The 21,275-nt window shown below is 71.4% G+C and carries 22 protein-coding genes; 15 read left to right on the forward strand and 7 right to left on the reverse strand.

The annotated features are described in order from the left end of the window. Positions 1-75: 75 nt before the first annotated feature. Entirely contained in the window at positions 76-1,440 is a 1,365-nt protein-coding gene (locus BG452_RS24630) for a hypothetical protein (RefSeq protein ID WP_188306540.1), read from the reverse strand. A gap of 224 nt (positions 1,441-1,664) precedes the next feature. On the opposite strand from BG452_RS24630, the gene BG452_RS24635 reads away from it, so the two are divergent. The 10 genes from BG452_RS24635 to BG452_RS24680 all read left to right on the forward strand — a co-directional run bounded on the left by BG452_RS24635 (position 1,665) and on the right by BG452_RS24680 (position 12,175). Continuing rightward, positions 1,665-2,093: an ATP-binding protein gene (locus BG452_RS24635; RefSeq protein ID WP_317621210.1), complete on the forward strand. Its 429-nt coding sequence runs from the start codon at positions 1,665-1,667 to the stop codon at positions 2,091-2,093. 32 nt (positions 2,094-2,125) lie between these two features. Then, a complete protein-coding gene (locus BG452_RS24640; RefSeq protein ID WP_188306541.1) occupies positions 2,126-2,275 on the forward strand; it encodes a hypothetical protein in 150 nt (49 codons plus the stop codon). A 283-nt stretch (positions 2,276-2,558) separates the two neighbouring features. Next, a complete protein-coding gene (locus BG452_RS24645) occupies positions 2,559-4,481 on the forward strand; it encodes a nucleotidyltransferase domain-containing protein (RefSeq protein ID WP_317621211.1) in 1,923 nt (640 codons plus the stop codon). Beyond that, complete coding sequence (locus BG452_RS24650) at positions 4,478-5,608, forward strand: hypothetical protein (RefSeq protein ID WP_188306542.1); 1,131 nt, start codon at positions 4,478-4,480, stop codon at positions 5,606-5,608. Before BG452_RS24645 ends, BG452_RS24650 begins: the two co-directional genes overlap by 4 nt. Continuing rightward, complete coding sequence (locus tag BG452_RS24655; protein ID WP_188306543.1) at positions 5,586-6,425, forward strand: SDR family NAD(P)-dependent oxidoreductase; 840 nt, start codon at positions 5,586-5,588, stop codon at positions 6,423-6,425. The genes BG452_RS24650 and BG452_RS24655 overlap by 23 nt, the downstream gene beginning before the upstream one ends. Positions 6,426-6,460: 35 nt before the next feature. Further along, positions 6,461-6,898, forward strand: a complete 438-nt coding sequence (locus BG452_RS24660; protein ID WP_188306544.1) for an NUDIX hydrolase — start codon at positions 6,461-6,463, stop codon at positions 6,896-6,898. 167 nt (positions 6,899-7,065) lie between these two features. After that, positions 7,066-8,019 (forward strand): hypothetical protein, encoded by a 954-nt coding sequence (locus BG452_RS24665; protein ID WP_188306545.1) that lies wholly within the window; start codon positions 7,066-7,068, stop codon positions 8,017-8,019. A gap of 438 nt (positions 8,020-8,457) precedes the next feature. After that, on the forward strand, positions 8,458-9,240 hold the full coding sequence (locus tag BG452_RS24670) for a hypothetical protein (RefSeq protein WP_188306546.1): 783 nt from the start codon (positions 8,458-8,460) through the stop codon (positions 9,238-9,240). Next, on the forward strand, positions 9,237-11,393 hold the full coding sequence (locus tag BG452_RS24675) for a hypothetical protein (RefSeq protein ID WP_188306547.1): 2,157 nt from the start codon (positions 9,237-9,239) through the stop codon (positions 11,391-11,393). The genes BG452_RS24670 and BG452_RS24675 overlap by 4 nt, the downstream gene beginning before the upstream one ends. A gap of 131 nt (positions 11,394-11,524) precedes the next feature. Further along, on the forward strand, positions 11,525-12,175 hold the full coding sequence (locus tag BG452_RS24680) for a hypothetical protein (protein WP_188306548.1): 651 nt from the start codon (positions 11,525-11,527) through the stop codon (positions 12,173-12,175). 335 nt (positions 12,176-12,510) lie between these two features. Here the strand turns inward: BG452_RS24680 and BG452_RS24685 are convergent, their stop codons facing one another. Continuing rightward, positions 12,511-13,191, reverse strand: a complete 681-nt coding sequence (locus BG452_RS24685) for an LPXTG cell wall anchor domain-containing protein (protein WP_188306549.1) — start codon at positions 13,189-13,191, stop codon at positions 12,511-12,513. A 100-nt stretch (positions 13,192-13,291) separates the two neighbouring features. Then, positions 13,292-14,254 carry an LAETG motif-containing sortase-dependent surface protein gene (locus BG452_RS47775; RefSeq protein WP_188306550.1) on the reverse strand — a complete coding sequence of 321 codons (963 nt, stop codon included), beginning with the start codon at positions 14,252-14,254 and terminating at the stop codon, positions 13,292-13,294. 239 nt (positions 14,255-14,493) lie between these two features. Between BG452_RS47775 and BG452_RS24695 the strand changes: the two genes are divergently transcribed. Continuing rightward, positions 14,494-14,724 carry a hypothetical protein gene (locus BG452_RS24695; protein WP_188306551.1) on the forward strand — a complete coding sequence of 77 codons (231 nt, stop codon included), beginning with the start codon at positions 14,494-14,496 and terminating at the stop codon, positions 14,722-14,724. Positions 14,725-14,749: 25 nt separating this feature from the next. Further along, positions 14,750-16,078 (forward strand): amidase, encoded by a 1,329-nt coding sequence (locus tag BG452_RS24700; protein ID WP_188306552.1) that lies wholly within the window; start codon positions 14,750-14,752, stop codon positions 16,076-16,078. Between the two features lie 55 nt (positions 16,079-16,133). Here the strand turns inward: BG452_RS24700 and BG452_RS24705 are convergent, their stop codons facing one another. Continuing rightward, positions 16,134-16,775 (reverse strand): TetR/AcrR family transcriptional regulator, encoded by a 642-nt coding sequence (locus tag BG452_RS24705; protein ID WP_188306553.1) that lies wholly within the window; start codon positions 16,773-16,775, stop codon positions 16,134-16,136. A 150-nt stretch (positions 16,776-16,925) separates the two neighbouring features. Here BG452_RS24705 and BG452_RS24710 point away from each other — a divergent pair, with 150 nt between their 5' ends. After that, entirely contained in the window at positions 16,926-17,792 is an 867-nt protein-coding gene (locus tag BG452_RS24710; protein WP_188306554.1) for an alpha/beta hydrolase, read from the forward strand. Beyond that, positions 17,789-18,394, forward strand: coding sequence for a TIGR03086 family metal-binding protein (locus BG452_RS24715; RefSeq protein WP_188306555.1), 606 nt, complete (start codon positions 17,789-17,791; stop codon positions 18,392-18,394). The genes BG452_RS24710 and BG452_RS24715 overlap by 4 nt, the downstream gene beginning before the upstream one ends. Here the strand turns inward: BG452_RS24715 and BG452_RS24720 are convergent. After that, a complete protein-coding gene (locus BG452_RS24720) occupies positions 18,391-18,534 on the reverse strand; it encodes a hypothetical protein (protein WP_188306556.1) in 144 nt (47 codons plus the stop codon). The genes BG452_RS24715 and BG452_RS24720 overlap by 4 nt on opposite strands. A gap of 203 nt (positions 18,535-18,737) precedes the next feature. On the opposite strand from BG452_RS24720, the gene BG452_RS24725 reads away from it, so the two are divergent. Continuing rightward, positions 18,738-19,559 (forward strand): protein phosphatase 2C domain-containing protein, encoded by an 822-nt coding sequence (locus tag BG452_RS24725; protein ID WP_188306557.1) that lies wholly within the window; start codon positions 18,738-18,740, stop codon positions 19,557-19,559. A gap of 98 nt (positions 19,560-19,657) precedes the next feature. On the opposite strand, the gene BG452_RS24730 is transcribed toward BG452_RS24725, so the two are convergent. Continuing rightward, the gene (locus tag BG452_RS24730) at positions 19,658-20,026 is read right to left on the reverse strand and encodes a hypothetical protein (protein WP_188306558.1); all 369 of its coding nucleotides are present in this window, start codon (positions 20,024-20,026) and stop codon (positions 19,658-19,660) included. 190 nt (positions 20,027-20,216) lie between these two features. After that, the gene (locus BG452_RS24735; protein ID WP_188306559.1) at positions 20,217-21,176 is read right to left on the reverse strand and encodes a pirin family protein; all 960 of its coding nucleotides are present in this window, start codon (positions 21,174-21,176) and stop codon (positions 20,217-20,219) included. Between the last annotated feature and the right edge of the window lie 99 nt (positions 21,177-21,275).

Consider the following 21,275-nt stretch of genomic DNA (forward strand, 5'->3'; position numbering starts at 1 on the left):
CGGCGACGTTTGAGCCCTGAGGCCCGCCCAGAGGCTTGATTGGGCGAGCTCGTGGGAGGGGCTGTGCAAGGCTGATCACGTCAGGAAAGCGGCTGCCCGTTCGTCGAGTTCCTGGGCGGCCGAGGCGCCGCGGCTCTTGAACTGGGCGAGGCTCTTGCGCATCTCCAGGACCGAACGGCGGGTGCGTACGGACTGCACGCCGGCCATGGCGTCGAGCGCGCGGTTCCAGGTGCCGCACGCCTGCTCAATGCCGCCGTCCGCGAGTTCCATCTTGGCCTGGGCCACCAGGTCGAGCGCGAGGATCCTCGTGTAGGTCGTGGCCGGGCGGTTGGCCGCCGCTGCCGCATAGTTCTCCGCAGCGCCCTTCCGGTCGCCGAGCCGGGAGAAGACCTTGGCACTGCGGGAGTTGACCGTGGCGCGAGCCGGGCCCCAGGAGAGGGCCCAGTAGGGCATCGCGTCGCCGCCTGCGGCCTCCAGTAGGTCCCGGGCCCGCTGCACGGCCTGGACGGCGGGGCGGCGCTGGTTGGTGGCTGCCAGGCCGTGGGCGTGGGTGATGGTGAACAGCGCCTCGGTCGAGGCGTCCACGCGGCCGACGACGCGCGACAGAGCGGTCTCGGACAGGGCAAAGGTCTTGGACGGGTGGCGGAGCTTCATGCCCTGTTGGGCGAGGGTGCGCAGGACGAAGGCGTCGTGGCCGACGATCCCGGACTCGACGGCGAGGGCGTACGACTGGTGGTAGTAGCGCTGGGCGAGGCCCTGCTCGCCGGCGTCGTACGCCTTCCACCCAGCCAGGTGCACGCCGACCGCTGCGGCGGAGAGCATTTGCTGACGGTCCTCGTAGGTGCGGAAGGTGCCCCGGCACAGGGCGGCGACGTCGGAGCGCAGGTACTGGATCAGGGCGGAGCGGCCGTGCTGGCCACCGTGGCGCTCATCGATCTCGGTGAACATGCTGATCATGTCGCGGACTGCGGCGACCTCGGCGACTCCGGCGACGGCGCCGCCCCGGACGGCCGCGGTGCGTTCGGCACTCTCGCGGACGTAGTCCAACGGCAGGTGCATCGCGGCGACGGAGTACGCCGAGGCGGCCAGGAACTTTCGTCGGTCCAAATCAGCACTCCACACCCGCGCGAGGACGCCCACCGGGTCGGGGCCGATGGACAGCCCGAGGCCCGGATCGGATTCTTCCACTGACCGTAGCCCGAGTTCGGCCGGGGTGTAGAGCCGTCCCGTCTTGCGGAACAGCGCCTCACAGATGAATGCGGGGGTATCGCCCTCCGGATCGGCGCCGCGCAGCCACTTGTGGACCGTCGACGGGTTCGTCCGCAGGGGGACGCCGACCTCGGCCGCCACGCGGACGACGCCCCGGGCGAGGGCATCGAAGGTCATGTCAGCGTCGTTGATGGCCGATTCGAGCTGGTGATTCGTCACAGGCTGTGCCATGACCACTCCCTTCCTCGGCGCGGGGTGACGGTAAACACGGTAAAGACAACCGGGCCTCCGAGGTAGGGACTTGGGCTTAGGAACGCCGGTTGACTTGGTGTCAGCCGCTCGGGTCGCGAGTCGACACCGGCTCCGGGGAAGCCCCGGGCGGCTGACTCCGACCGCTGCCGCCCGGACAGCCCCTGCTGTCCGGAGCAGGCAGCCCTGGCGACCAGGAGCGGACCGTGACCACCGAGACGCTGACCAGAACGGAACCACTCGCACGACTCACCACGGCCAAGCTGCCGTACGCGCCGCAGTCCGCCTCAACGGCGCGCCGGCTGGTCCGCGACGCGCTCGCGGACTGGGAGCTGGGTCACCTGGCCGACGACGCCGAGCTGGTCGTCACGGAGCTGGTCTCCAACGCGGCCAAGACCGGCTGCCTGACCACCATGCGGGTCAACATCGCCCGGGTGACCAACCGCGCCGGCCAGGCCGTGCGGATCTCCGTACGGGACGGATCCCGTGCCCTGCCGGTCCTGGTCGGCTCCGCCCACGACGCGGAGTCCGGCCGCGGCCTGGCCCTGGTCGACCGGTTGGCCGTTGTCTGGGGCGCCGACCTGGAGCCGTACGGCAAGACGACGTGGGCGGACATCGCCGTGGGCCGGGCGTGAGCGGCCGGCACCGCAGCGCGGACCGCGACCCTGTGAGCGACGTACTCGCCCGGCAGTGGGTGCTCGGCCACGCCGTCGTCCTCGGGCTGCTGTCGATTCCGGTCCAGCACGCCGTCGAGGCGGACGCCTTGGACCGGGCCGGTGCCTCCGCGTCGGTGCCGGACACGCCGCCGCCCGCCTGACCCCAGTACCCCCGCCTCGGCTTCGACCGCGCACCGGCCCGAGGCGGGACCGGCGGCTCCGGGTGAACCCCCGCAGCCGGAGCCGCCCACCTTCGCCGGCCTCGGCGACCCGCCAGGCCGGAAACCCGTCACGCCGAAGGGAGATTCGCCGTGCCGCAAACCGCTGCCCCGATCTCGGAGGCCCCCCAGCCCCCGCCGCCCCCGCCGCCTCCGCCCCCGGCCCCGCCGGTCCCGCAGCCGCCGTACCCGGGCCGGTAGCCCGATCCGGCCCTCGGAGGAACTCGTGTCCATCTCCCCTGAGCACGACCCCACGCCTTCCCAGCCCGTCACGATCGCGCTCAGCGGTCCCGACAACGTCGGCAAGACCAAACAGATCGGCATCCTGGCCCGGCGCCTCGGTCCCACCGCCCACGCCACCGGAGGGCTGGACGACTACGACCCGCGCTGGGACGCCATCAAGGCCATGGGCATGGGCACCTGGTGGTTCGAGCACGGCCCGATCGAGGAGGTCGCCGACGTCCTCGCCAGCTCCTACCTGGAGCGCTCCCGCAAGCCCGCCGCGGCACCCGTGCGCCTGATGGACCGGGGCATCCCGATGCTGGAAGCCTCGCTGGCCGCCACCGTCGCGGTGCGCGAGCGCCTCAGCCCCGACGAGGCTGCTGACCGGGCCCGGAAACTGCTCGACGCCTACGCCGTCGACGTGCGTGCCGTCGAGGCCGCCGAGCACGGCATCGTGCTCCTGCACGACGATGACCCGGTGATCGGCACCTCCCGCAGCCTCTCCCACGAGCGGCACGTCACCCCGACCTACGCGGACTACCAGCGACACCTCCACCTGCAGATGCACCGGCTCGTCGCCGAGGGCAGGTGGGCGGAGATCATCGTGGTCGGAGAGCGCCGGGTCATGGCCGTCCAGGACGACATCCGCCAACGCGTGCACCCGGTCGTCCCGCTCGTTCCGCGCCGCGCCCTGCCCGGGGTGCGGGTGATCGCGCTCGGTGGCATGTCGGAGAGCGGCAAGAGCACGGCGGGCGAGTATCTGCGGGTCAGGCACGGATACGCCCGCCTCAAGATTGGCTACCTGATCGAGGACGCCGCCCAGCACGCCGGCATCGCCGATCCGTACGGGCTCCCGGCCGTGGTGCGGGCCGAGCTGCTGGTCGACGGCCTCGACCGGTTCTGCGCGGCCCACCACTTCCTCGACCACGTCACCATCGAGTCCCTGCACGATCAGGACGCGACCGCCGAACTGCGGCGCATGCTCGGCGAGCAGCTGACCGTCGTCTACGTCGACGCGACCCCGGAGGTCCGCGCCGAACGCGGCACCGCCGGGCCCGAGGACGTGGTCGAGCGCGACGCCATCAAGGCTCGTCGTGGCGCGGCCGGGATCGCCTCGCTCGCGCACGAGGTCATCGACAACAACCACAGCCGCCTGCACCTGGAGCGCCGCCTCGACGGGATCGCCCTGGCCCGGCGATGGCCACTGCGCAGGCCGGCCACCACGCCGGTGAACACCCTGGGGTTGCCCGTCCACCTTGAGTCCTACCTGTCCGAGCTGCTGGACCGCACCACCATCCAGGTGCCGCCCGTCATCGACCTCCTCGCCGTGACCGGCAGCGGAGCGCGCGGCAAGTACCAGCACGGCTGGTCCGACCTGGACGTCTTCCTCGTCGCCGAACAGAGCAGCCTCCCCAGGCTCCGAGCGGCCCTCGCCGAACTCGAAGCCGAACTCGGCGGCGTCAAGCTCGGTCTGACCGTGCTGACCCAGGACGAGTGCCGCACCGGGGCGGTCACCTCCCGCCTGCTGCACGTCCTCATGCTGATCGGCTCCGGCTCCCTCACACCCCTGTGGTGCCGCCCCGGCCTGGCCCTGCCTGCCCCGGACGCAGCCGGCGACGTGGCGGCCAGCGTCGAAGCGGGCGTGCAGGCCGCCATCGAGATCCGCCGCCAGCTCCTCAAGGGCGCCCCCGACCTCCGCGCCCTGTTCAAGATCACCGCGCTGCTGGCCAAGGTGATGCTGCGCTTCGAGGGCACCGAGCGCGCCTCGGACGACGACGCGCTGGGCGTCTTCCTCGACCGCGAGCCCGCCACCGACGCCGACCTGCGCCGCCAGGCCCGCGAGGACCGCGAGAAGGCGGTGGACCTGGCCAACATCGTCCTGGGCCACTGGCTGGCCACCATTGCCCTACCGACGAGCCGCGCATGAACAGTCCCGCCGCCTCGGTCCCGGCCTTCCGCAAGATCCTCGCCCCCGCCGCAGCGGAGGCCGAGGTCCAGGGCTGGCAGGCCACCGCACGCACGCTGCCGGTGCCCCGCCTGCTGGGCCGCAGCCAGGCAGCGGGCAAGCACGTCGTCGCCTACGAGGACGTGTTCGCCACCGGCCGGTGCAGCATGCTGCTCGGCGACGTCATCGCCACCGCCGACCGGCACCCGAGCGCCCTGCCCCGGGTCACCGCGCTGATCGACGCCGTCTGCGACAGCCTGCTCGCCGCAGTCGCCGACAGCGGTCGCACCGCGCCGCTCTCGGACTGCGTGCCCGGCCTCTACCTGGACCGCATCCGCCCCGGCGGGCGGATCGACACCTGGTACCTGTCCGGCCACCTCACCGTCCCCGCTCCACGCACCGACCAGCCGCTGCCCGTGCACGCCCTCACCAGCCACATCCTCGTCGTCAACGGCGTCCCGATGCGCCTCGACCTGCCCGCCCTCATCTGGGAAGCCCGCGAAGCGCTCCGCTCCACCCGTACCTGGGTCACCGCGCTCACCCAGGGCGACCCGACCGAGCCCAACATCGCCGACCCGCTGTGCTGGCTCGACTTCGAGTACGCCGGCCGCAACACGCTCGCCGGGGAAATCGCCATCCTCCTCTGGTACTTGCTCGGCATGGGCGGCTGGCTCGTACCGACCTACCAGCCCGACGTGTACGCCCGCACCCTGCCGCTGCACCTGCCGCCGGTCACCACCCCACATCTCGAACACGTCGACCACGACGAGCGCCACCACCGCCTGGAAGTCCGCTACACCTGGGCGGTAGGCGCCGGGCGCCAGGCCGCGATCGACCGCCTGCTGAAGCGAGTTCGCGCCGACCTCGCGCCTGCCGCCGGGCTGGACCCGGGCCGCTTCCTCGCCCCGATCCGCCACTTCCTCGCCCTGCGCATCCTCGGCGTGATCCCGCCCGGCCGCCTCACCGGCCACGACCTCCTCCTGCTCCTGGCCAAGCTCGCCGAGACCCAGCAGCCCGAGACCGTCTGCGAGACCTTCACCCGCACTCAGCCCGCGCCGGCCACCGGCCCCGACGATCGGACGGACGATGACCACACCCACGCCGCTTGAACTGCCCATCGCCGCCCTCCCGCTCCAGGGCCGGGTGGCCCTGGTGACCGGCGGAGCCACCGGGATCGGCGCCGCGATCAGCCGAGCCCTGGCCGCCGCCGGAGCCGCTGTCGCCGTCAACCACCTCGCGCAGATCCACCAGGCCCGCACCGTGCTCGCCGACGTGCGGCGCGAGGGCCTGCACGGCATCGAGGTGAGCGCCGACCTCACCGACCCGAACGCCGTCGCCGCACTCACCAGCCAGGTCGAGTCCGAACTCGGGCCCATCGACGTCCTCGTCAACAACGCGGGCGCCTACCCCCGCATCCCCTGGGACGAGCTCGGCGAGGACGAGTGGGCGCGCGCCATCGAGTCCAACCTGACCATCCACTACCGCACTTGCCGTGCCATCACCCCGGGCATGGCCGCGCGCCGATGGGGCCGGATCGTCAACATCGGCAGCGTCAACGCCCGCGTCGGACGCCCCGGACTCACCGCCTACAGCACCGCCAAGGCCGGACTCCTCGGCCTCACCAGGTCGTTGGCCAGGGAACTTGGACCGGCCGGGATCTGCGTGAACACTGTCGTACCCGGAGCCATTCAGGTCGAGGCGGAGAACGACCTGCCCGCCCACCACCGAGCCCGACCCGAGGACCAGGTCCGCCGCCAGTGCGTCCAGCGCCGAGGCCGCCCCGAGGACCAGGTCCGCCGCCAGTGCGTCCAGCGCCGAGGCCGCCCCGAGGACGTCGCCGCCACGGTCGCCTTCCTCGCCGGCCCCAGCGCGTCCTTCATTACCGGCCAGTCGTTGCACGTAGACGGCGGCTGGCTCCTCCACTGATCCGCCCCGCACCACCGAACAGAAAGCAGGCCCCCATGCAGCACCGCGTCCGCGCCGTCCTCCTCACCCCGAACGACACCATGCTGCTGATCAAGCGCATCCGACCTGGCATTGACCCGTACTGGGTGATCGTCGGCGGCAAGATCGAACCGACCGACGTCAGCCCCGAGGAGGCCCTGCTGCGCGAGGTCCGCGAGGAGATCGCGGGCGAGGCGGAGATCGTCAGCCTCCTCCACACCATCGAGACCGCCGACGAACGCCAGGACTTCTACCTCGCCACCATCAAGAAGTGGAGCTTCGAGGACCGCACCGGCCCGGAGTTCAGCCAGGAAGGCCGGGGCGAGTACCTCCTCGAAGAGATCCCCCTGACCGCCGATGCCCTCGACGCGGTCAACCTCCTGCCTCAGGACTTCGCGGCCGTCCTGCGCGAGGCCGTCGAGCGCGGAGAACTCCTCGCCACCCGCCGATCGTAAGGATGGCCCGGCCACCCAACAGGCCCTTGAAAGTGATCAAGGCCGCTGCGGCAAAAGGACCTTGGTGTGGCGGGTGACGTGGTACGTTCCGTGGTCCAACCGAAAATAGGCGACCCCGGCGGTGCTGGTAACACCCCGGGGTCCGGCAACAGGAGTGCAACCTCCCAATGCGTGTCCATCGTAGCGCCCACGCGCGCAACTTCACTGTGCTGCCCAACGGCCTGCTGCAGGATAGGCGGCTGTCCTACACCGCCCGCGGCCTGCTTGCGGACCTGCTCTCCCGCCCTGACGGCTGGCGCGAGGACGGCCGGCACATGGCTGACACCAGCCCCCAGGGCCGAGGCGCGATCCGCAAGGCCCTGAAGGAGCTGACCGAGGCCGGGCACTACCGGGTCGAGAAGATCCGGATGCCGGACGGCACCATCCGCACCGAGACCCACGTGTACGACACCCCGCAGCTGGCGGTGCCGAGTGTCCCCCGCCCGGTCTCCGGTGAAGCGACCGTCGGCCGTGCTGGCGCCCCTCTTGTAAAGAAGCGGTACCAAGAACCCTCCCACCCCGCCGAGCGGGTCGACCAGCAGTCGGCCACCGGCGGGGAGGCTGCCGACCGGGAAGGGCGGGAGGAGGGCCACGCAATCGACCAGAAGCCTCCGGCCATGCCGGACGACCAGATCAGTGAGGCGGTGGCGACGCTGTTTCGGGTGATCCGCCCGGAGCCGCGCCTGCGGCTGGGCGAGGCCGAGGCCACCGACCTGGCGCCGCTCGTCGCCCAGTGGCTGGAGCGCGGCAGCACCGCCCAGGAGCTCGCCCAGGCCCTGCTTCCTGGCCTGCCCGTGCCCCTGCACTCCCCGGTCGGCGTGCTCCGCAGCCGCCTGAAGCGCAAGTTGCCGCCCGTCCAAGCCCCACAGCAGCCCTCCAAGCCCCGGTACGCCGAGTGCGCCAAGTGCCACGACCCCGTACCGAAGCCGGGCATCTGCCGCGCCTGCGCGGGTCTCGGCAGGCGTCCGGCCTCGGTCAGCTGTGGTGCCGCAGTTGCCGCCAGCGGTGCTGCCCGAGTGCGGGCGGTAATGCGCGCGCGGAAGGAGTCGGACGATCTCGGACGACTTGCGACGGTTTCGTAGCAATGCCGGCTCGCAGTGAGGGCTGTCCGAAAGGCGTTCGAGCTTACGCGGAGCGCCTCGAGTGGAAGTGATCTCGACTATTTCGGGAGTGGGCCCGTCTCGGCTGACTGAGGGGAGACGTTCATCCGTGCTCGCTCGGCAGCCAATCGAACGTAGGGCAGTTCATCGATGTGATACCTGAGTCGCACCATCTGCCATGCGGCTTCGTACGGGAGATCGGCTCCGAACGTGACCATGAGTCGGTAGGTCCGCAAGCTGCTGATCGGGGCAAGAATCCAGCGAACAGTAGTCACCTTCACGTAAATCAGTTTGACGACTGGTCCACGTGCGGTCGGTGCTTTAAGGACAATCATCTCTGCCCGCGCCACGGCGAGGGCTCGTCATGAGCCTCGGGCAATTGCCCTGGTCGGAGAGGGTTCAGTGAGTCGGGCTTGACGTATGAGCCTGCTGAGCCTGCTGTGGCTCCAGATGATCCAGGCGTCACCTGTTAAACGAACTAATCGAACGAATATCCCACCCCTCCAATGCCTGGATCGACTCTGGCAGATATTGCGAGGCCAGCAGTACTGGCTCGATGCTCCACTGGGCGGAGCGAATCGCTCCGGTCACTGTTTTGGGAAATGGCTTGATCGCACGAGCCTGAATCCCCGCCGAAGTGCGGACTTCTGGACACCTCTGGCCCGGGTGATCGACTCTTCGATGTCGGAACAGGTGCAGGGGCGGCACTGTCTTCGATGTGGGTGTAGTGCAGCACGCCGAAAGATCGCGATCCAAGCTCAGGGGGGATTTGTGACAACACCAGCAGAGATCGTCACGGCAGCGGCTGGTGCCTTCGTCGGGGCCATGAGTACGGACGTGTGGCAGCTCGCCAAGGACCGGATTTCTCAGTTCGTGCGCCGGCACGGGACGCCGGACGATCACGCGGTGCTGGTTCGCTTGGATGGAATCCACCAGGACCTGCTCGAGACACCTGACGCCGAGCGCGAGAGTGCTGCTCGGGCCTTCACGAGGAGCGTGGCCCGCGACTTGCAGCCGTTGGTCTCCCGGAGTGCTGAGGCCGAGAGCGATCTGCACAGGCTGGTTGAGGAGTTGGGCAGTGATCCGCGGTTCTCGGCGTCCGGGGTAGTGATCAACAGCGGGCTGAAGTTCTCGGGTATCAAGACTGGCGGTGGCGATTTCAACTTCACCGGCCGCGACAGGATCACCGGAGGGCAGGCGTGAACGCTGACGACTCCTACGGGCCCGCACATGAGCCGCTTGCCGGTCCACCCGTAGCGCCCGAAGTTCACCCGCACAGTGCGGCACCGCGCCCGGAGGGCGTTACGGAGTCTCGTGAGGAAGAGGAACCGGAGACTCCCGCCATCACTGTGTCGGATAACGAGATCGGCGGCGACGCCAACGTTGCCGGCCGCGATCTGTATGTCACCAAGTACATGCAGGGCCTCGCGTACCTTCAGCCGCGCCCGATCTCCCGCACGGACCTTCTCCTGGCGGAGCTGTTCGAAGCGCCCGGCGGTTATGCAGATACCGTGCTACAACTCAAAGCCGATGTCACGTCGGGCGAGAGGGCCCGTAGCGTCCTGGCATTGGTGACGGAGCCAGGCGTGGGCGCCCGGACCACCGCGATGCGGCTGTTGGACGACTGCCTGCCCCAGCAAGCCCGGCTGTTCGAACTCTTGGCCGACTGGGAGAAGCCGGACGCCGCACTGATCCCAAAGGAGCGCCACACCGGCTACCTGCTCAACCTTGCCGGGGAGAGCGAGCTGCTGTCCGACCAGTTCCGGGAGCAACTGGCCGAGTATGCAAGGCAAGCATTTCGTACCGGTACAGTCCTGGTCGTCCTCGTGAGCCGGCAGGCATGGGGGCCGGTAGCCGAGGGAGACGACCGTGGGCCTGTCCTCGTGCGGGAGGCCAGGCGGCCGAGCGCCGCGGGTGTGGTGGAACGCAGGTTGTCGGCTGACCCGGAGATGGCCGAGCGTGCCAAGTGGCTCCATGTCGAAGAGAGCGTGTTCCACAACCTGCTCACGCCCGACACCTCCCCGAGTGAGGCGGAGCGACTGGCCGGAATCATGGCCAGGGCTACTGGTCATGACGATGCGAACGCTCGGGGCGAGTACGAGAACTGGGAAGGTGTCATCCATCGGTGGTTTGGTGGCGAAGAGGAAGAAGCGCCTCGCCCACGGGCCTTGCGCATCGCCGCCTCGTTCCTGGACGAGTGCCCCGCCCGGGTGATCCTGGATGCTTCCGACAGTCTGCTGTGCCAACCGGAGATCGGTTGGCCAGCTCCTCCGGGCGGTCCGCTGGCCGGGCCCGACGCCGAGCAGCGTTGCAAGACTGCCGAGATCGCGTTCCGGGAAGACGGGACCGCCTCCATCAGCCAGTACCGGCCAGGGATCGATCGTGCCCTGCTTCGCCACGTCTGGTACACGCGGCCCCAGCTCGTGCCCGTGTTGACCAAGTGGCTAGAGCAAATCAGCGCGGCGGGGGCGGTTGCCGAGCCCTACCGGGAACGCTTGGCCGCCTCGTTGACGGCCCTCGCCGAATCCGAGGGGCCGAAGACGATCCTGGAACTTCTCGACAAGTGGATCGCGCAAGATAGCCGAAAGACCTTGGCGCTCGACGTGCTCGACGATCTCGCGGTACACCCACTCGTCGGAGCCGCTGTTCGGGAGCGGCTCCGTGGCTGGGCCGAGGGGAAGCGGAGGGTCGATCGGCAACTGGCCGTCGCCGGGATCTGCAGCCGTCGCCTTGGCCGAGACTTCCCACACATCGCGCTCACCCGGCTGCGGTACGTTCTGGACAAGCCCGGTGACGCATCGGCAACGCAGGCCGCACTTGACGCGCTGGTGGACCTTCTCCACGACACAGGGCTCGCCGCGCAGGTCCTGAAGTCCCTTGTGGACTGGATCCCGCTCCCCGGCCATGATGCCGCCTCTGGTGTTGGCAGTGCCTCGGCGTTCATCGACGTCCTGGCTGTGGGGCAACACGGTGCCGGCCACTCGCCTGGAGCAGTTGGCGCTGGGGCCCCTCTCGTCCTGGGCCTTCTACAACTGGACGGTCCGGAAGGCGGAGCGGTACGGGTGCTTCTCAAGGATGGTGTGCGGGCAGCCTGGCGGCACCCTGCCATCCGCGCCAAGGCCGCTATAGCAGTTGACAGTTGGTGCCGCGCAGCCGAAGCGGAGGAGCTCCCGACCAGTGCCGTCCGTGATCTCATCTCGGTTGTCTTTGAGGAGGAGGTCGGCTGCCTCGGAAGCGATCTGAACCGAATCCTCGGTGGAGACAGCGAACTGCGGAACGAGCTCCGTTTCGAGTACGCACAGGCCATCCTCAGCGCCAAGTCCACGCAAGCCAGCACCGCTGGCATCGAGACGTGAGGTGGCGGCGGCGACCAGGACGATCGCTGGCGGTCGAGAAGACCGACCAGTCAGATTCGATGGGCGAGTTTCCATACCGATTTGACGCCCGCTTGGAGAGTTCGCGTCGGACTCTGTGGTTCGCGGCGACGGTGGAGTACTCGTTCACCGTCGTCGCGAACCTCGCGGTGCCTCCGCTGCACCCGCAAGCCGTGGCACGCTCACTTCTGCGTCGCCAGGCTCAACGTGTGAGCCGAGAGTTCCTGCCGGGGGACGTCGAAGCTGCACAGGATGCGATCAACGCCTTCCTGTCCGACAAGCTCGAAGCCGATCCACGGATCGCGGTCACGGCCCGGGCCCGACTGTCGCTGGAGCCGGACATCGCAGAGGAGGTCGAGCGCCAGAAGCTCGCCGAAAGGCAGCGATCTACGGAGGAACACCTGGAGTCCGTCAGACTCAACATCCTGCGCGAGCGCCTGGTCGACGAGGCCCTCGGTCTGCCATGGTGGATCGACAGATACTCGGACCTGATGTTCATGGCCAGCGACCCCAAGGTGAAGGCCGAAGCAGTGATCACGGCGTTCAGGAGCGTGCAAACCGCCCTGCGCCACGAGCAGAGAGAGCTCATCACAGACGAGAAGGATGTCGTCTTGGCCCGGGTGGACGAGCTCCTGCGCGTCTTGGAGGACCCCACAACCGCCGTTCGCGCCGCAGGCGTACTCGAACAGCTCGTCCACGCCATCCACGGCAACACGCGCCCCGCTGGGAGTCCCGCTCAAGAACGCGAAGCTGGAAACTGGTGACTGCACACTGATTGATCACCGCTGTCCCGTGCTGAACCGGCTGGTCTCCCCAGCCATCGCGGGGGCACATGAGGGGCACATGAGGGCCAAAAGTGCCGCTGACCAGTGCGAACTACTGAAGGTAGTTTCGCCTGGTCAGCGGCACTTTTGTGGCTGAACCCGCAGGTCATGGGCTTGTGGGGATCAAAAGATCCTCAAGTGGCAGGACAACGCCCTGCTCCGCGTCGCCTCGTAGCCGGTGCCCGCCGCGCCGGGGCTGTCGTGGGGTGATCGGTGGCGGCGGCTCGGTCGTGCGGGGCCGCATCTGTGGCGCCCCGGGCCGGTGGCCGGGGTGGTCAGTCGGTGGTGGGGCGGCGGCGGGTGAGGAGGAGGAGGGTGGCGCCGAGGAGGAGGGTGGTGGTGCCGGCGATGGCGAGGGGGCGGGTGGCGGTGCCGGCGCCGGTGTCGGCGAGGTGGGTGGGGGCCGGGGTGTGGTCGTTGGGGGTGAGGGGGCCCGTGTAGGTGGCGGTGAGCTGGGGGCAGGTGTACTTCTTCGCCGGGGCGGAGCCGCTCGGGAGGACCTCGGACTTGGCGGTGAAGGTGAGGCGGTGGTCGCCGTGCGGGGCTCCGGCGGCGAGCCGCACCTGGAGGGTGAGCTTCTGGCCCTGGGGGAGCTGGTAGCCGCCGGTGTTGACCGGGGTGCCGGTGACGGTGAGGGGCTTCCAGGCGCCGGCTCCCGCGCGGAGTTCGAGGGGGAGGCTGCCGCCGCCGGCGTCGGCGAGGGCGACGGTGGTGGCGAGCTGCTTGACCGTCGCGGTGCTGGTGTTGGTGAAGGTGACGGAGAGTTCGCCCGGGGCGTCGCTGGTGCCGGTGGCCGGGATCGGGTCGGCGGTGGTGCCTTCCGGGCAGTCGCCGGAGGCGGTGGACGGCGCGGCCGAGGGGGTGTCGGCGGCGTGGGCGGGGGCCGTGGCGAGCGCGACCGGACCGGCGGTGAGCACGAGCAGGGTGCAGGCGGCGGGAAGGCGGGCGGGACGCATCGGCGGGCTCCAGCGGTGGGGTCGGGGTTCGCTCTCCGGGGGAAGACCACCGAGGGGCCCGAACGGTTGTCCGCGGCCCCTCGGTTCATTTGGCGGAGGATCAGCTGTGCGCGCCGGCCTTGCGGCGGCGCAGGACGAACAGGGTACCGGCGCCGGCCGCCAGCACCGCGGCGCCGCCGAGGGCGATCGGCAGCGTGGTGGAGTCGGCACCGGTGTGGGCCAGTTCCGGACCGGCCGAGGCCGAGGCGGTGGCGGTGGCCGTGGTGGCGCCGGGCGCGGGGGCGGCGGCCGTGGCCGGGGCGGAGGGCGTACCGGTGGTGGCCGGAGCCGGGGTGCCGTCGACGACCTTGAAGGGCGTGGCGACGCGGTAGGTGCCGGTGAAACCGGTGCAGCTGCCTTCCGGACCCTGGCGCACACCGGGGACGTCCTTGCTGAGGAAGGACTCGGAGGCGCCGTCGAGCTGGGCGAAGTAGTCGGCGCTCAGCGCCTTGCCGGTGGCGGCGAGGCGCACCTGGAGGGTGAGCTTCTCGCCCTTGGCGAGCTTGAACGTGCCGAGGTCGGCGCGGAGGTAGGTCATGTTGTTCTCGATGGCGTCCTGGCCGATGGGCTTCCAGTCGCCACCGGGGAGCTTCAGCTGGACGGTGAAGGCGTCCTTGCCCCAGGTGGGCTGGTTGGGCGCGCCGTCCTCGCCGATGTCGGTGACGAAGAAGTGGGTGCTGAGCTTCTTCAGGTCGACGGGGGTGTCGTTCTCGAAGGTCACGGTCGCCTCCTGCGCGCTGCCGCCCTTGGTCAGGGTGACGCCGGCCAGGCCGCTGCCGGTGACCTTGAGGTTCTCCACGTGGTACCCGCCCGGGCAGGGGCCGCTGGGCGAGGGCATCGGCGCGGTCGGCAGGTGGGGCGGCAGGGTGGTGGGGCCGCCGGTGGGGGCGGTGGGGGCGCTCGGGGCCGCGGTGGTGGAGGGGGTCACGGGGATCCCGACGGCGCCGGCGGTGGCGGCGCCGACCGTGGCACCGAGGGTGAGGGCGACCAGGGCCGCGGAGGCCAGGAGACGGGAAGAGCGCACGATCGGTGCTCCAGCTGTGGAGTGGGGGAAGGCCGTGGTGGGCGACGCGGGCCCGGGCGCGGGGCGCCGGTCCGGGTCGCGATCGCGCACACTATCGAGCCACGGTGGCCGGATCCGGACGGGGGTGGCGCGGTTCGAACGAGGCCCGGCGGGCCTTGTGTCGTTGGTGTACGGGGGAGGTCCGAACCGGCGAGGCGGCCCCGGTTGCCGGGGGCGGGGGGCGGTCGGACGATGGGGGCATGATGCACCAGATGCGAGCCGAGTACGGTCCCCAGGGGGAGGCCGCCGGGGTGCGGCTGTGGCACATGGTCCGGGGCGGGCAGAGCGTGGCGATGTGCGGCCGGGAGCTCGATTCCGGGGCGCCGGTGCGGGAGGCGGTGGACTGGGGGCGGACCCCGGAGCTGTGCTGCCACACCTGCGGGGCGTACTTCCTGCGCGAGGCGCCGTACCTGTCGGCCGAGCACCAGTGAGCGACCGGCCGCTACCGTGCTCGGCATGGAGGAGTCCCTGGTCCGGCCCCGGTCGCTGACCGTCGAGGCCACCGCGCTGCGTTCCGGTGCGTCCGCCCTGCCCGAGTACGTCGACCGGTTCTGCGCGCTGGTCGAGCGGGTGGACCCGCTGCTCCGCGCCTTCGTGGCGGAGTCCGGGCGGCATGCCCGACTGCGGGAGCGGGCGCGGGAGTTGGCCGCGCGGTACCCCGTTCCGGCGGGGCGGCCGCCGCTGTACGGGGTGGCGGTGGGGGTCAAGGACATCGTGCACGTGGACGGGCTGCCGACCCACGGCGGGTCGGCCCTGCCGCCGGGGGTGCTGGCGGGGCCGCAGGCCGTGGTGGTGGACCGGTTGCTGGCGGCGGGGGCGCTGGTCGCGGGCAAGACGGTGACCGCCGAGTTCGCGGCGAGCGCCCCGGGGCCGACCCGCAATCCGCACCGTCCGGGGCACACCCCGGGTGGTTCCAGCAGTGGTTCGGCGGCGGCGGTCGCGGCCGGGCTGGTGCCGTTGGCGATCGGCACCCAGACGGTCGGGTCGGTGATCCGGCCGGCCGCGTACTGCGGGGTGGTGGGTTTCCGGCCGACGTACGGGCGGATCCCGATCGCGGGGGTGATCCCGAACGCGCCGAGCTTCGACACCCTGGGGGTGTTCACCGCCGACCTGGCGGGCGCGGCACTGGCGGCCTCGCTGCTCTGTGACGACTGGCGGACCGGGGGAGCGGAGCCGGCGGAGACGGCGGGGCCGGCGGGGCCGGTGGTCGGGGTGCCGGACGGCCCGTACCTGGAGCGGGCCGAACCGGCCGCGCGGCGGGTCTTCGAGGAGTGGCTGGAACGGCTGGCGCGGGCCGGGGTGACGGTGCGCCGGGTGCCGCTGTTCCCCGACTTCGCCGAGGTGACACGGCAGTTGCAGACCGTCAACCGGTTCGAGCTGGCCCGCGGTCATGCCGACTGGTTCGCCCGGTTCGGCGGGCTGTACCGGCCGGAGACGGTGGCGAGCATCCGGGTCGGGCAGGGGGTCGCGGCGGAGGACCGGGTGGCCGCGCTGCAGTTCCGCGAGCGGCTGCGCGAGCGGGTGGCCGGGGCGGCCGCCGAGGCCGGGGTGGACCTGTGGCTGGCGCCGTCCGCGCCCGGTGGGGCGCCGGAGGGGCTGCACAGCACCGGGGACGCGGTGATGTCGCTGCCGTGGAGCTTCCTCGGCCTGCCCGCGCTGAGCCTGCCGGCCGGGCGGACTCCGGACGGGCTGCCGCTGGGGCTGCAGGTGGTCGGCGCGGTGGGCGGGGACGAGCGGCTGCTGGCCCAAGCCGCCCTGCTGGAGCGGGTGTTGGTGAGGCCTTAGGGCCCGCCTTCAAGCCCCCGGCGTCGCCCCGGAGGCGGGAGTCGGAAGACCGGCCTCAGGCGAGGGCCGGGTCGGCGGGGTCGGTGGCCTCGGCGCGCAGCAGGCGGAGCAGGAGGCGGCCGGCCCGCTGGTACGGGATGTCCTCCTCGTGCAGCACGGCCTGGGAGTTGGCCGTCTCCAGCACCGCGATCAGGGCGAAGGCGAGGTCGCCGAGGTCGGTGCCGGGGCGCAGGGTGCCGGCCGTACGGGCTTCGGCGAGGGCTTCGACTACGGTGTCGTGCCACTCCCGGGCGCAGTCGGCCAGGGCGTCCCGGACGGTGCCGGGGCGGGCGTCGAACTCGGCGGTGACCTCGTAGAAGAAGCAGCCGCCGGGGAAGATCCGGGCCCGGGAGTAGGCGAGCCAGCTCTCGCACAGCGCCCGGGCTTTGGCGAGGCCGGGCGGGGTGTCGGCGACCGGGGCGACGACGGCGTCGGCGAAGATCCGGCGGGCGGCGCGGATGGTGGCGAGCTGTAGCTCCTCCTTGGAGCCGAAGCCGGCGAAGACGCCGCTCTTGCTGAGTCCGAGGTCGGTGGCGAGGCGGCCGATGGACAGGGCGTCCAGGCCTTCGACGGAGGCGATCTCGACGGCGCGGCGCAGGACCGCCCGGCGGGTCTCCTCGCCGCGCAGGACCCGTCCGTCCGTGGTCGGTCCGGCCATCGTGCGTCCTCGTTCCTCTCGCGGGGGGTGTCGCCCAGGGTAGTGCGCCGTCCGTGGGTCGTTCTGAAAACTGCACGAACGGTCGTGCTAATATCTCGCCGCGAGCAAGGAGCGAGCGCAAGGCCCAGGAGCGAAGAGCAGGGAGACCCGATGGACCCCGCCCAGGCACTGATCCGCACCGCCCTCAACCCGACCGTCCGGATCGCCCCCGGCCTGGCCGGGCGAGCCGCCTTCGAACTATTCCGGCACCCACTGCGGCGCAGCCGGGTCCGGACCGCCGAGCAGGAGGTCCACCGGCGGGCCGCCCGCGAACCGCTCGCCGTGCACGGCAAACCCGTGGTCGGCTACCGCTGGGGCAGCGGTGAGCGCCCCGTCCTGCTGCTGCACGGCTGGCGCTCCCGGGCCTCCCGCTTCGCGCCGTTCGTCCCCCGGCTGCGCGCCCTCGGCCTCAGCGCCGTCGCCTTCGACGCGCCGGGCCACGGCGACTCCGGCGGGCGCGGCACCAGCGTGCTGGAGTACCGCGAACTCGCGCTCCGACTCCAGGACCGGTACGGGCCGTTCGAGGCCGTGGTGGCCCACTCGCTGGGTGTCTGCGCGGCCTTCGGGGCGCTCGGCGACGGCCTGCGGGCGGGGCGGCTGGCGGCCGTCTCCGGGGTGTCCGAGGTCGGCTTCTTCCCGGGTGCCTTCTGCGCCGGACTCGGCCTGGACGCCACCGTCGAGCGGGCGCTGCGCAGCCGGATCGAGCGCGACCTGTTCGCCGGTGACGCCGGGGTCTGGGAGCGCTACGACGCCGCGCTCCGGGCGGAGGCGATCAGCCTGCCAGTCCTGGTGGTGCACGACGAGGGCGACGACGTGGTGCCGATCGCCCAGGCGCACCGGCTGGCGCGGGCGTACGGTGAGCGACTCGACCTGGTGGTCACCCGGGGGCTCGGCCACCGCCGGATCATCGGGGAACCGGCTGTCGTTGACCAGGTGATCGGATTCATCTCTGCGGGACTGGGGGTAACTGCCGCATGAAACTCGTCGAACTGCACGCACGGGCCATGGACTTGGCCGTCGAGGTGGTGGACACCGTCCGGCCGGACCAGCTGGACCTGCCCACCCCGTGCGCCGGCTGGACGCTGCGCCGGCTGCTGGAGCACTGCGTGGGCCAGCACCAGGGCTTCGCCGCGGCCGCCCGCGGCGCCGGGCCGGACCTCGCGCTCTTCGCGGACGCCCCGCTGGGCGCGGACCCGGCGGCGGACTTCCGCCGCACCGGCGCCGACCTCACCGCGGCCTTCCGGGAGGCGGCCGCCGCCGAACGGGCGCTCTGGCTGCCGGAGATCCGCGACGGCGGGCCCTTCCCGCTCGCCCAGGCCCTCGGCTTCCACCTGGTGGACACCCTCGTGCACGGCTGGGACGTCGCCGCCGCGCTGGGCGGCGCGGAGCGGCTGGTCGCGGCGGTGGACGGCGACGACGCCCTCGCCGACGCGCTGCTGGCGGTCTCCGAGGCCGTCCCGGACACCCCGGAGGCCCGCGCGCCCGGCCGGGCCTTCCGCCCGGGGCTGGCGCCCGACGGCGAGGGCCGGTTCGACCGGGCCCTGGCGCTGCTCGGGCGCGACCCGGCCTGGAAGGCCTAAGCGGCCCGCCGGGAGTCGAAGTCGCGCTTCTCGTCGCCGCGCTTCTCGTCCGGGAAGCGCGGCCCGCCGATCAGGAAGAACAGTGCGGCGGTCGGAAAGCCGAGCCCGGCGGCGACCAGCACGATGAACTGCCAGAACATCTTCCGCTCCTCGTCAGTCCCGGGCCGCCGGGGCACCCGAAGGTGGTCCCAAACCCGACCGGCCCTGAATGGCCGAATTGTCCGGTCGTTATCCGACGGTATGGCCGAATCGCCCCCGCTGCCACCGGACACCGGGCCCCGGCCCGCACCCCAACCGTGCACGGGTCTGGGCGCGGGCCGGGGGAGGCGGCCACACTGTCGGGATGCAGCTACAGCTCGCAGGGGAAGCACGGCGGCCCGACCGCGAGAGCGAGGACTTCGTGGCGGCCTCACCGGAGGCACTGGTCCTGCTGGACGGCGCGAGTGCGCCGGCCGGCCTGGAGTCCGGGTGCCGGCACGGAACCGCCTGGTACGTCCGCCGGTTGGGCGTGCACCTGCTCGCCCGGCTCACCGACCGGGTGGACCGTTCGATCGCCGAGTGCCTGGCCGACGCCATCGTGGAGACGGCCGCGCTGCACGGCGGCCGCTGCGACCTCGGCCACGCCAACACGCCCGCGGCGATGGTGGTCGCGGCCCGGCGGCACGGCGAGTCGCTGGAGTACCTGGTGCTCGGCGACTCGCTGCTGGTGCTGGAGTTCAAGGACGGCCCGCCCCGGGTGATCGGCGACAACCAGCGCTTCCCCGGCGGGGAGGAGCTGCGCCGCCAGGTCTGGGCGACCGTCCCCGGCTCGGCCGAGCGGGCCGCGCTGCACCTGGAGTACGCGCTGGCGGTGCGCGCCGCCCGTAACCGGGGCGCCGGCCCGTGGATCGCCGCCGCCGTTCCGCGGGCCGCGGAGCACGCCGAGACCGGCTTCGTCCGGCTGGACCGGCTGCACGCGCTGGCCGCCCTCACCGACGGCGCCTCGCGGTACACTGAGCGCTTCGGGATGGGCAGTTGGGGCGATGTGCTGAAGCTGCTCGCCGAGTCGGGGCCGGGTGAGCTGATCGCCCAGGTCCGTGAGGTGGAGCGCGCGGACGCCCGCTGCGAGCGCTGGCCGCGCGGCAAGACCCACGACGACGCCTCCGCCGTCTACGCGTTGCTGTAGGCGGCGGAGGCGTCGCTCAGTCGGGGGCGTGCGCTCGGTCGGGTTCGTGCGGTCGGGCGGTCGGGCGGTCGGGCGGGGTCGCGGCCCGGGTCTTCGGGTCAGCGGTTGTAGCCCCAGGCGAAGCTGGACGCGTCGCCGACTTTCTGGACCCACGGCCGCACGTAGCGGGACGGGTCGTCGCTGGTCGAGTACCCGCCGCCGGTGATCTGGCCGACCCAGCCCTGGTCGCTGGTGTACGCGCCGGCCTCGCACCCCTGGGTGCCGTTGCTCCAGTTGGTCAGGTCGTACTCCACGTACCAGTGCGCGTTGTAGTAGAAGTGCACGTAGATCGAGCAGGTGCCCGTGGTGTCGTAGACGGTGTACGAGCTGGTGTCGATGGCCGGTCGGGCCTGGGCCGCGGTGGCGCCGGTCAGGGCGATCAGTGGGGCTGCGGCGAGTACGGCGAGCCGCCGGACGGTACGGCGCATGGCTGGGTTCCTCCCGTTGTGGTCTCGACCAATCTGGCCAGTGGTTCAGACCAATCGCATTATCCCGACGCGCCTGGATCTGGTGTCAATACCCGTGCGGCAAGGGGGAGATGAGGCTTCGGAGCGCTTCCGGTACGGAGCATGCGAAAGGGCCCGGACCGTGTGGTCCGGGCCCTCTTCGCGCGGTGGGTCAGCTGGCGCTGGTCGGGATGGTGCCGAGCCGGCCGGCCTGGAAGTCCTCCATGGCCTGCTGGAGTTCGCGGTGGCTGTTCATCACGAACGGGCCGTACCAGGCGACGGGTTCGCGGATCGGGAGGCCGCCGAGGAGCACGACCTCGAAGTTGGTGTCGCGGGAGTCCTGCTTCTCGTCGGCGCGGATGGTGAGGGAGTCGCCGTCGCCGAAGACGACGGCCTGGCCCCGGTGGAAGGGGCGGTGCTCCGTGCCCGCCGAGCCGCTGCCGGCCAGGCCGTAGGCGAGGGCATTGAAGTCCGCGCGCCAGGGCAGGGTGATCTGGGCGCCGGGGCTGATCGAGGCGTGGATCATGGTGATCGGGGTGTGGGTGGTGCCGGGGCCCTGGTGGCCGTCCAGCTCACCGGCGATCACCCGGAGCAGCGCGCCGCCGTCCTCGGTGCTGAGCAGCTTGACGCTGCCGCCGCGGATGTCCTGGTACTTCGGGGCGATCATCTTGTCCGAGGCGGGCAGGTTGACCCACAGCTGGAGGCCGTGGAAGAGACCGCCGGACTTCACCAGCGACTCGGGCGGGGTCTCGATGTGCAGCAGGCCGGAGCCGGCCGTCATCCACTGGGTGTCGCCGTCGGTGATGGTGCCGCCGCCGCCGTGCGAGTCCTGGTGAATGAACGTTCCGTCAATGATGTAGGTGACGGTCTCGAAGCCGCGGTGCGGGTGCCAGGGGGTGCCCTTGGGCTCGCCGGCCGCGTAGTCCACCTCACCCATCTGGTCCATCATGATGAACGGGTCGAGGTACTTGGTGTTGATCTTGGCGAAGGCACGGCGGACGGGGAAGCCCTCGCCCTCGTAGCCCTCGGGGGCGGTGGCGACGGTGAGTACCGGCCGCGCGTTCGCGACGGCCGGGTCCGGCGTGGTGACGCGCGGGAGGGTCAGCGGGTTGTCGACGGTCACGGCGGGCATGTCGGCCTCCTTCGAGGGGGGTTCTCTGGCCTACGTGCACGAGGTTAGTTCAATCCTCAACAACAAGCAAGTTGAAAGTTGAACTATGTAGTGACGGGG

It is taken from the genome of Streptomyces sp. CBMA123 (assembly GCF_014596465.1).
In the GTDB taxonomy this organism is placed as follows: Bacteria; Actinomycetota; Actinomycetes; order Streptomycetales; family Streptomycetaceae; genus Kitasatospora.

Bases quoted from the DNA above. Each gene is read 5' to 3' on its own strand.
- BG452_RS24630 (WP_188306540.1), bottom strand. From the start codon at position 1,440: ATGGCACAGCCTGTGACGAATCACCAGCTCGAATCGGCCATCAACGAC.
- BG452_RS24650 (WP_188306542.1), top strand. From the start codon at position 4,478: ATGAACAGTCCCGCCGCCTCGGTCCCGGCCTTCCGCAAGATCCTCGCC.
- BG452_RS24655 (WP_188306543.1), top strand. From the start codon at position 5,586: ATGACCACACCCACGCCGCTTGAACTGCCCATCGCCGCCCTCCCGCTC.
- BG452_RS24660 (WP_188306544.1), top strand. From the start codon at position 6,461: ATGCAGCACCGCGTCCGCGCCGTCCTCCTCACCCCGAACGACACCATG.
- BG452_RS24665 (WP_188306545.1), top strand. From the start codon at position 7,066: ATGCGTGTCCATCGTAGCGCCCACGCGCGCAACTTCACTGTGCTGCCC.
- BG452_RS24670 (WP_188306546.1), top strand. From the start codon at position 8,458: ATGAGCCTGCTGAGCCTGCTGTGGCTCCAGATGATCCAGGCGTCACCT.
- BG452_RS24685 (WP_188306549.1), bottom strand. From the start codon at position 13,191: ATGCGTCCCGCCCGCCTTCCCGCCGCCTGCACCCTGCTCGTGCTCACC.
- BG452_RS24695 (WP_188306551.1), top strand. From the start codon at position 14,494: ATGATGCACCAGATGCGAGCCGAGTACGGTCCCCAGGGGGAGGCCGCC.
- BG452_RS24700 (WP_188306552.1), top strand. From the start codon at position 14,750: ATGGAGGAGTCCCTGGTCCGGCCCCGGTCGCTGACCGTCGAGGCCACC.
- BG452_RS24705 (WP_188306553.1), bottom strand. From the start codon at position 16,775: ATGGCCGGACCGACCACGGACGGACGGGTCCTGCGCGGCGAGGAGACC.
- BG452_RS24710 (WP_188306554.1), top strand. From the start codon at position 16,926: ATGGACCCCGCCCAGGCACTGATCCGCACCGCCCTCAACCCGACCGTC.
- BG452_RS24715 (WP_188306555.1), top strand. From the start codon at position 17,789: ATGAAACTCGTCGAACTGCACGCACGGGCCATGGACTTGGCCGTCGAG.
- BG452_RS24720 (WP_188306556.1), bottom strand. From the start codon at position 18,534: ATGTTCTGGCAGTTCATCGTGCTGGTCGCCGCCGGGCTCGGCTTTCCG.
- BG452_RS24725 (WP_188306557.1), top strand. From the start codon at position 18,738: ATGCAGCTACAGCTCGCAGGGGAAGCACGGCGGCCCGACCGCGAGAGC.
- BG452_RS24730 (WP_188306558.1), bottom strand. From the start codon at position 20,026: ATGCGCCGTACCGTCCGGCGGCTCGCCGTACTCGCCGCAGCCCCACTG.
- BG452_RS24735 (WP_188306559.1), bottom strand. From the start codon at position 21,176: ATGCCCGCCGTGACCGTCGACAACCCGCTGACCCTCCCGCGCGTCACC.